The organism is Streptomyces sp. NPDC023481 (assembly GCF_055560195.1).
Map to the genome: position 1 here is coordinate 97,876 of NZ_JBVHJE010000024.1, position 8,899 is coordinate 106,774.

Sequence of the window (8,899 nt, forward strand, 5' to 3'; positions counted from 1 at the left end):
GCTAGTCGCGGGCCGCGGTCAGGTGGGCCGCGTGTTCCTGGAGCGAACGGACGCCCACGTCGCCGTGGTTGAGGGCGTCGATGCCCTGGACCGCCGCCGCGAGCGCCTGGACGGTCGTCAGGCACGGCACGGAGCGGGCCACCGCGGCCGTACGGATGTCGTAGCCGTCGAGGCGGCCGCCGGTGCCGTACGGGGTGTTGACGATGAGGTCGACCTCGCCGTCGTGGATGAGCTGGACGATGGTCCGCTCGCCGTTCGGGCCGGTGCCCTCGGACTGCTTGCGCACGACCGTGGCGTTGATGCCGTTGCGCTTGAGTACCTCGGCGGTGCCGGAGGTGGCCAGCAGCTCGAAGCCGTGGGCGACCAGCTCGCGCGCCGGGAAGATCATCGAGCGCTTGTCGCGGTTGGCGACCGAGATGAACGCCCGTCCCTTGGTGGGCAGCGGGCCGTAGGCGCCGGCCTGCGACTTGGCGTACGCCGTGCCGAAGACGGAGTCGATGCCCATGACCTCGCCGGTCGAGCGCATCTCCGGGCCGAGGACGGTGTCCACGCCGCGGCCCTGGATGTCGCGGAAGCGCGACCAGGGCATGACGGCCTCCTTGACGGAGATCGGCGCGTCCAGCGGCAGCTCGCCGCCGTCGCCGTTCGCCGGCAGCAGGCCCTCGGCGCGCAGCTCGGCGACGGTCGCGCCCAGCGAGATGCGGGCGGCGGCCTTCGCGAGCGGCACCGCGGTCGCCTTGGAGGTGAAGGGGACCGTACGGGAGGCGCGCGGGTTGGCCTCCAGGACGTAGAGGATGTCGCCGGCCATCGCGAACTGGATGTTGATCAGGCCGCGCACGCCGACGCCCTTGGCGATGGCCTCGGTGGAGGCCCGCAGCCGCTTGATGTCGAAGCCGCCGAGGGTGATCGGGGGCAGGGCGCACGCCGAGTCGCCGGAGTGGATACCGGCCTCCTCGATGTGCTCCATGACGCCGCCGAGGTACAGCTCCTCGCCGTCGTAGAGGGCGTCGACGTCGATCTCGATGGCGTCGTCCAGGAAGCGGTCGACGAGGACCGGCCGGGAGGGGCTGATCTCGGTCGACTCGGCGATGTAGGAGGCGAGGCGGGTCTCGTCGTAGACGATCTCCATGCCGCGCCCGCCGAGCACGTACGACGGCCGGACCAGGACCGGGTAGCCGATCTCGTCGGCGATGGCCTTGGCCTCCTCGAAGGTGGTGGCCGTGCCGTGCTTGGGCGCCGGCAGGCCCGCCTCGGCGAGGACCCGGCCGAAGGCGCCCCGGTCCTCGGCCGCGTGGATGGCCTCGGGGGACGTGCCCACGATGGGTACGCCGTTGTCCTTCAGGGCCTGCGAGAGGCCCAGCGGGGTCTGGCCGCCCAGCTGCACGATCACGCCCGCGATCGGGCCGGCCTGCTGCTCGGCGTGGACGATCTCCAGCACGTCTTCCAGCGTCAGCGGCTCGAAGTACAGGCGGTCGGAGGTGTCGTAGTCCGTGGAGACGGTCTCCGGGTTGCAGTTGACCATCACGGTCTCGTAGCCGGCGTCGGACAGCGCGAAGGAGGCGTGGACACAGGAGTAGTCGAACTCGATGCCCTGGCCGATGCGGTTCGGGCCGGAGCCCAGGATGATGACGGCCGGCTTCTCGCGCGGCGCGACCTCGGTCTCCTCGTCGTACGCGGAGTAGAAGTACGGGGTCTTCGCGGCGAACTCGGCCGCGCAGGTGTCGACCGTCTTGTAGACGGGGCGGACGCCGAGGGCGTGCCGGACCTCGCGGACGACGTCCTCGCGCAGGCCGCGGATCTCGGCGATCTGCTGGTCGGAGAAGCCGTGCCGCTTGGCCTCGGCGAGCAGCTCGCGGGTCAGCTCGGGGGCCTCGGCCAGCTCGTCCGCGATCTCCTTGATCAGGAAGAGCTGGTCGACGAACCACGGGTCGATCTTCGTGTACGCGAAGACCTCCTCCGGGGTGGCGCCCGCGCGGATGGCCTGCATGACCGTGTTGATGCGGCCGTCGGTGGGGCGGACGGCCTCGCGGAGCAGGGTCTCCTTGTCGCCGGGCTCGCCGGTGAAGGCGAACTGGCTGCCCTTCTTCTCCAGGGAGCGCAGCGCCTTCTGGAAGGCCTCGGGGAAGTTGCGGCCGATGGCCATGGCCTCGCCGACCGACTTCATGGTGGTGGTCAGCGTGGAGTCGGCCTGCGGGAACTTCTCGAACGCGAACCGCGGGGCCTTGACCACCACGTAGTCGAGCGTGGGCTCGAAGGAGGCCGGGGTCTCCTGCGTGATGTCGTTCGGGATCTCGTCCAGCGTGTAGCCGACCGCCAGCTTGGCGGCGATCTTGGCGATCGGGAAGCCGGTCGCCTTGGAGGCGAGCGCGGAGGAGCGGGACACGCGCGGGTTCATCTCGATGACGATCACGCGACCGTCCTCGGGGTTCACCGCGAACTGGATGTTGCAGCCGCCGGTGTCGACCCCGACCTCGCGGATGATCGCGATGCCGACGTCGCGCAGCACCTGGTACTCGCGGTCGGTCAGCGTCATCGCCGGGGCGACGGTGATCGAGTCGCCGGTGTGCACGCCCATCGGGTCGAAGTTCTCGATGGAGCAGACGACCACGACGTTGTCGTTCTTGTCGCGCATCAGCTCCAGCTCGTACTCCTTCCAGCCGAGGATGGACTCCTCCAGGAGCACCTCGGTGGTCGGGGAGAGCGTCAGGCCCTGGCCGGCGATGCGGCGCAGCTCCTCCTCGTCGTGCGCGAAGCCGGAGCCGGCGCCGCCCATGGTGAAGGACGGGCGGACGACGACCGGGTAGCCGCCGAGGGTCTCGACGCCCTTGAGGACGTCGTCCATGGAGTGGCAGATGACCGAGCGGGCGGACTCGCCGTGTCCGATCTTCCGGCGGACCTCCTCCACGACGTCCTTGAACAGGTCGCGGTCCTCGCCCTTGTGGATCGCCTCGGGCTTGGCGCCGATCAGCTCGACGCCGTACTTCTCCAGGGCACCGTTGTCGTGCAGCGCGATGGCGGTGTTCAGGGCCGTCTGGCCGCCCAGGGTGGGCAGCAGGGCGTCGGGGCGCTCCTTGGCGATGATCTTCTCGACGAACTCGGGGGTGATCGGCTCGACGTAGGTGGCGTCGGCGATCTCCGGGTCGGTCATGATCGTCGCCGGGTTGGAGTTGACGAGGACCACGCGCAGGCCCTCGGCCTTGAGCACTCGGCACGCCTGGGTGCCGGAGTAGTCGAACTCGGCGGCCTGGCCGATGACGATCGGGCCGGAGCCGATGACCAGGACGGACTGGATATCGGTGCGCTTAGGCACGCTGGCCCTCCATCAGGGAAACGAAGCGGTCGAAGAGGTAGGCGGCGTCGTGCGGGCCGGCTGCCGCTTCGGGGTGGTACTGGACGGAGAAGGCCGGCTGGTCGAGCAGCTGCAGCCCCTCCACGACGTCGTCGTTCAGGCAGACGTGCGAGACCTCGGCGCGGCCGAACGTCGTCTCGCTGACCTTGTCGAGCGGCGCGTCCACGGCGAAGCCGTGGTTGTGCGCGGTGACCTCGACCTTGCCGGTCGTACGGTCCTGGACCGGCTGGTTGATGCCCCGGTGGCCGTACTTCAGCTTGTAGGTGCCGAAGCCGAGGGCGCGGCCGAGGATCTGGTTGCCGAAGCAGATGCCGAACAGGGGCGTCCTGCGCTCCAGGACGGCGGTCATCAGCGCGACCGGGCCGTCCGCGGTGGCCGGGTCGCCGGGGCCGTTGGAGAAGAACACGCCGTCCGGGTCGACGGCGTAGACGTCGTCGGCGGTGGCGGTGGCGGGCAGGACGTGCACCTCGATGCCGCGCTCGGCCATGCGGTGCGGGGTCATGCCCTTGATGCCGAGGTCGATGGCGGCGACCGTGAACCGCTTCTCGCCGACGGCCGGGACGACGTACGCCTCCTTGGTCGCGACCTCCTCGTACAGGCTCGCGCCCTTCATGTGCGGCTGGGCCTGCACGCGCTCCAGGAGCTCCGCGTCGGGGGCGATCGCCTCCCCGGAGAAGACGCCGGCGCGCATGGAGCCGCGCTCGCGCAGGTGGCGGGTCAGGGCACGGGTGTCGATGCCGGCGATGCCGACGACGCCCTGCCGCTCCAGCTCCTCGTCCAGGGAGCGCCTGGAGCGCCAGTTGGACGGCACGCGCGCGGGGTCGCGCACGACGTAGCCGGACACCCAGATGCGGTCCGACTCGTCGTCCTCGTCGTTCCAGCCGGTGTTGCCGATCTGGGGGGCGGTCGCGACGACGATCTGCCGGTCGTACGACGGGTCGGTGAGGGTCTCCTGGTAGCCGGTCATGCCGGTGGAGAACACGGCCTCGCCGAAGGTCTCCCCCACGGCCCCGTAGGCGCGGCCACGGAAGATGCGGCCGTCCTCCAGGACGAGTACGGCGGGAGTCTTCACGGCTCCCCTGGTGGAGGTCGTCATCGTGCGCCTTCCGTGTCGTTGGTCATCTGGTTCAGGGTGTCGACCCACTCGGTGTGCTCGGCCGCCCGGTCGGAGCGGAAACCGGAGTCGATCAGTCTGTCGCCGTGTGCCCAGGTCACCACCAGCAGTCCGCCCTCGGTGAGGACCTTGCCGGCGATGCCCTTGTCGAGGCGGGCGCCGCGCAGGGCGGCGGCGGGGACGAAGAAGTCGTTCGCTCCGGGGCGCTCGACCTCCAGGCCCGCGTCGGTCAGGGTGAGCTCGGCCCGGCTGCGGGTGCCCAGGCCATGGGCCACGATGCGGTCCAGCCACTGCCCGGCGGTGGTGGAGCCGTGGTAGCGGCCGCTCATCGTCAGTCTGGCCTCGCCGGACCGCTCCGGCATTCCGGGCTGCGGCGGCTCGCCGCCCCCGTCGGGGGTGGTGGGAGCGGGGCGGGTGGGCAGGGCCGGGAGATCGCCCTGGAGGGTGCCGCGCCACTTCCAGCCCTCGCGCATCAGCCAGTAGACGAGCGCGATGAAGAGGACCAGTCCGACGAGCCAGCCGATGCGGGCCCCCCAGTCGGTGACCTCGGCCGACTTCTTCGCCTCGGCCAGCAGGATTACAGGTGTCACGTCAGCTTCCCGTCGACGAGCGTGGCCTTGCCCCGCAGCCAGGTGTGCGTCACACGACCCGGCAGCTCGCGCCCCTGGTAGGGGGTGTTGCGGCTGCGCGAGGCGAAGCCCGCGGGGTCCACCCGGCCACGGTATTCCGTGTCGACCAGGGTGAGGTTGGCGGGCTCACCAGCCGAGACGGGACGGCCGTGCCCGGTGGCCTGGCCGATCCGCGCGGGCGTGACGGACATCCGGTCGGCGACGCCGGCCCAGTCCAGCAGGCCCGTGTCGACCATGGTCTCCTGGACCACTGACAACGCGGTCTCCAGGCCGACCATGCCCATGGCGGCCGCGGCCCACTCGCAGTCCTTGTCCTCGTGCGGGTGCGGGGCGTGGTCGGTGGCGACGATGTCGATCGTGCCGTCGGCGAGCGCCTCGCGCAGCGCCATGACGTCGCGCTCGGTGCGCAGCGGCGGGTTGACCTTGTACACGGGGTTGTAGGTGCGCACCAGCTCGTCGGTGAGCAGCAGGTGGTGCGGGGTGACCTCGGCGGTGACCTGGATGCCGCGGGACTTGGCCCAGCGGACGATCTCGACGCTGCCGGCGGTCGAGAGGTGGCAGATGTGGACGCGGGAGCCGACGTGGTCGGCGAGCAGCACGTCCCGCGCGATGATCGACTCCTCGGCGACGGCCGGCCAGCCGCCCAGGCCCAGCTCGGCGGAGACCACGCCCTCGTTCATCTGCGCGCCCTCGGTGAGGCGCGGCTCCTGCGCGTGCTGGGCGACGACACCGCCGAAGGCCTTCACGTACTCCAGCGCGCGGCGCATGATCACGGCGTCGTCCACGCACTTGCCGTCGTCGGAGAAGACGGTGACACCGGCGGCGGACTCGTGCATGGCGCCCAGCTCGGCGAGTTTCCTGCCCTCCAGGCCGACGGTGACGGCGCCGATGGGCCGCACGTCGCAGTAGCCGTGCTCCCGGCCGAGCCGCCAGACCTGCTCGACCACACCTGCGGTGTCGGCGACCGGGAAGGTGTTGGCCATGGCGAACACGGCCGTGTAGCCGCCGCTCGCCGCCGCGCGGGTGCCGGTCAGCACCGTCTCGGAGTCCTCGCGGCCGGGCTCGCGCAGATGGGTGTGCAGGTCGACCAGGCCCGGCAGGAGCACCCTGCCGGCCGCCTCCACGACCTCGGCGCCCTCGGCGGACAGGCCGGCGCCCACCTCGGCGATGGTCTCGCCGTCGATCAGGACGTCCTGCGGCGCGCCGCCGAGCACCTTCGCACCACGGATCAGGATCTTGCTCATGGGTCTTACTTCTCCTCGGTACGCGAGTGGGTGACGGCGGGCTCGTTTCCGCCCAGCAGCAGGTACAGGACGGCCATCCGGATGGAGACGCCGTTGGCGACCTGCTCGATGGCGGTGCAGCGGTCGGAGTCGGCGACCTCGGCGGTGATCTCCATGCCGCGGACCATCGGGCCGGGGTGCATCACGACGGCGTGCTCGGGCAGCCTGGCCATGCGGTCGCCGTCGAGGCCGTAGCGCCGCGCGTACTCGCGCTCGGTGGGGAAGAAGGCCGCGTTCATGCGCTCGCGCTGGACGCGGAGCATCATCACGGCGTCGCACTTGGGCAGCACGCTGTCGAGGTCGTACGAGACCGCGCACGGCCAGGACTCGACGCCGACCGGCACCAGGGTGGGCGGGGCGACCAGGGTGACCTCGGCGCCGAGGGTGTGCAGCAGGTCGACGTTGGAGCGGGCGACCCGGCTGTGCAGGACGTCACCGACGATGGTGATCCGCTTGCCGGACAGGTCCTGGCCGAGCCCGGCGTCCCGGCCGACCAGCCGGCGGCGCATGGTGAACGCGTCGAGCAGCGCCTGGGTGGGGTGCTGGTGGGTGCCGTCGCCGGCGTTGACGACGGCGGCGTCGATCCAGCCGGAGTTGGCGAGGCGGTACGGGGCTCCGGAGGCGCCGTGCCGGATGACCACGGCGTCGACGCCCATGGCCTCCAGGGTCTGCGCGGTGTCCTTCAGGGACTCGCCCTTGGACACCGACGAGCCCTTGGCGGAGAAGTTGATGACGTCCGCGGACAGCCGCTTCTCGGCGGCCTCGAAGGAGATCCGGGTCCGCGTGGAGTCCTCGAAGAAGAGGTTGACGATCGTGCGGCCGCGCAGGGTCGGCAGCTTCTTGATCGGCCGGTCGGCCACCCGGGCCATCTCCTCGGCGGTGTCGAGGATCAGGACGGCGTCGTCGCGGGTGAGGTCGGCGGCCGAGATGAGATGACGCTGCATCTGTCAGGCTCCGTAAGGCAGTTCAACAGGGAGGTTCGGGGCAGACCGGCGCGTGGGCGGGCACGCCGAAGCGGCCCGGCGCGCGGGTTGCTACTGGCCGGCCTTCACACCGAGCAGCACGGTGTCGCGACCGTCCTCCTCGGCGAGCTGGACCTTGACCGTCTCCCGCAGCGACGTGGGGAGGTTCTTGCCGACGTAGTCGGCGCGGATGGGCAGTTCGCGGTGGCCGCGGTCGACCAGGACCGCGAGCTGCACCGCGCGCGGGCGCCCGATGTCGTTCAGGGCGTCGAGGGCGGCACGGATGGTGCGGCCGGAGAAGAGCACGTCGTCGACGAGGACCACGAGCCGGCCGTCGAGGCCGTCACCGGGGATCTCGGTGCGGGCCAGCGCGCGCGGCGGGTGCATGCGCAGGTCGTCGCGGTACATGGTGATGTCGAGGGAGCCGACCGGGACCGTGCGGTCGGTGATCTGCTCCAGCTTGGCGGCGAGCCGCTGGGCGAGGAAGACACCGCGGGTCGGGATGCCGAGGAGCACCACGTCGTCGGCGCCCTTGGCGCGTTCGACGATCTCGTGGGCGATGCGGGTCAGCACCCGCGCGATGTCGGGGCCCTCCAGAACGGGCCGGGCGTCGGTCGCTTGCGGATGCGTGGGCGAGTCGTGCTGGTCCTGCTTGTCCATACGAAACGGACCTCCTTCTCCGCCTCACGGGACGGACCTTAAAGGACGTCGGAATTGCGCCATCCACGGTAGCAGGTCGCCGGGCGGCCCTCTGTCACCCGGTTGGCGCAATCGACCGTCGCTACCACGGAAGAGTCGGTGTGGACCATTCGGCTTGACGCAGAAGAGTCACGCTGCGTAACCTCACAGTGAGTTACCAGCCGCGCGGCGGGAAGACAGTCCGGTCGCGTCGACACAGTGTCCGGGGAGCTATATGTCCAGCGAATACGCCAAACAGCTCGGGGCCAAGCTCCGGGCCATCCGCACCCAGCAGGGCCTTTCCCTCCACGGTGTCGAGGAGAAGTCCCAGGGGCGCTGGAAGGCCGTGGTGGTCGGTTCGTACGAGCGGGGCGACCGCGCCGTGACCGTGCAGCGACTGGCCGAGCTGGCCGATTTCTATGGCGTTCCGGTGCAGGAGCTCCTGCCGGGCACCACGCCGGGCGGTGCCGCCGAGCCGCCGCCGAAGCTGGTCCTGGACCTGGAGCGGCTGGCCACCGTGCCGGCCGAGAAGGCGGGCCCCCTGCAGCGCTACGCGGCGACGATCCAGTCCCAGCGCGGTGACTACAACGGCAAGGTGCTCTCGATCCGCCAGGACGACCTGCGCACCCTGGCCGTCATCTACGACCAGTCCCCCTCGGTCCTCACCGAGCAGCTGATCAGCTGGGGCGTCCTGGACGCGGACGCGCGCCGCGCGGTCGCCTCCCACGAAGAGGCGTAAGCACTCTCCAGCCTCAGCAGAAACGTGCCGCCGGGGTGGCCGGAACCATGCGGTTCCGGCCACCCCGGCGGCGTTTTCCCCCGGTCGCCCGGGGGGGTAGGCGTACGGGCCCGCCCCCCGGGGGGGGGGCGGGCCCGTGCCCGAT

7 protein-coding genes are annotated in these 8,899 nt (G+C 71.0%); 1 reads left to right on the top strand and 6 read right to left on the bottom strand.

What is annotated here, in order from left to right; genetic code table 11:
* Position 1 precedes the first annotated feature (1 nt).
* From carB to pyrR, 6 genes are all read right to left on the bottom strand, one after another.
* The gene (carB, locus tag ACZ3ZD_RS34535) at positions 2-3,310 is read right to left on the bottom strand and encodes a carbamoyl-phosphate synthase large subunit (RefSeq protein ID WP_467406508.1); all 3,309 of its coding nucleotides are present in this window, start codon (positions 3,308-3,310) and stop codon (positions 2-4) included.
* On the bottom strand, positions 3,303-4,445 hold the full coding sequence (carA, locus tag ACZ3ZD_RS34540) for a glutamine-hydrolyzing carbamoyl-phosphate synthase small subunit (protein WP_467406511.1): 1,143 nt from the start codon (positions 4,443-4,445) through the stop codon (positions 3,303-3,305). The genes carB and carA overlap by 8 nt, the downstream gene beginning before the upstream one ends.
* Positions 4,442-5,053 (bottom strand): PH-like domain-containing protein, encoded by a 612-nt coding sequence (locus ACZ3ZD_RS34545; RefSeq protein WP_467406515.1) that lies wholly within the window; start codon positions 5,051-5,053, stop codon positions 4,442-4,444. The genes carA and ACZ3ZD_RS34545 overlap by 4 nt, the downstream gene beginning before the upstream one ends.
* A complete protein-coding gene (locus ACZ3ZD_RS34550; RefSeq protein WP_467406520.1) occupies positions 5,050-6,336 on the bottom strand; it encodes a dihydroorotase in 1,287 nt (428 codons plus the stop codon). The genes ACZ3ZD_RS34545 and ACZ3ZD_RS34550 overlap by 4 nt, the downstream gene beginning before the upstream one ends.
* 5 nt (positions 6,337-6,341) lie before the next feature.
* Positions 6,342-7,319: an aspartate carbamoyltransferase catalytic subunit gene (locus ACZ3ZD_RS34555; RefSeq protein WP_467406524.1), complete on the bottom strand. Its 978-nt coding sequence runs from the start codon at positions 7,317-7,319 to the stop codon at positions 6,342-6,344.
* Positions 7,320-7,409: 90 nt separating this feature from the next.
* The gene (gene pyrR, locus ACZ3ZD_RS34560; protein WP_467406528.1) at positions 7,410-7,997 is read right to left on the bottom strand and encodes a bifunctional pyr operon transcriptional regulator/uracil phosphoribosyltransferase PyrR; all 588 of its coding nucleotides are present in this window, start codon (positions 7,995-7,997) and stop codon (positions 7,410-7,412) included.
* Between the two features lie 253 nt (positions 7,998-8,250).
* Between pyrR and bldD the strand changes: the two genes are divergently transcribed.
* Positions 8,251-8,754 (top strand): transcriptional regulator BldD, encoded by a 504-nt coding sequence (gene bldD / locus ACZ3ZD_RS34565; RefSeq protein ID WP_018570201.1) that lies wholly within the window; start codon positions 8,251-8,253, stop codon positions 8,752-8,754.
* Positions 8,755-8,899: the final 145 nt, after the last annotated feature.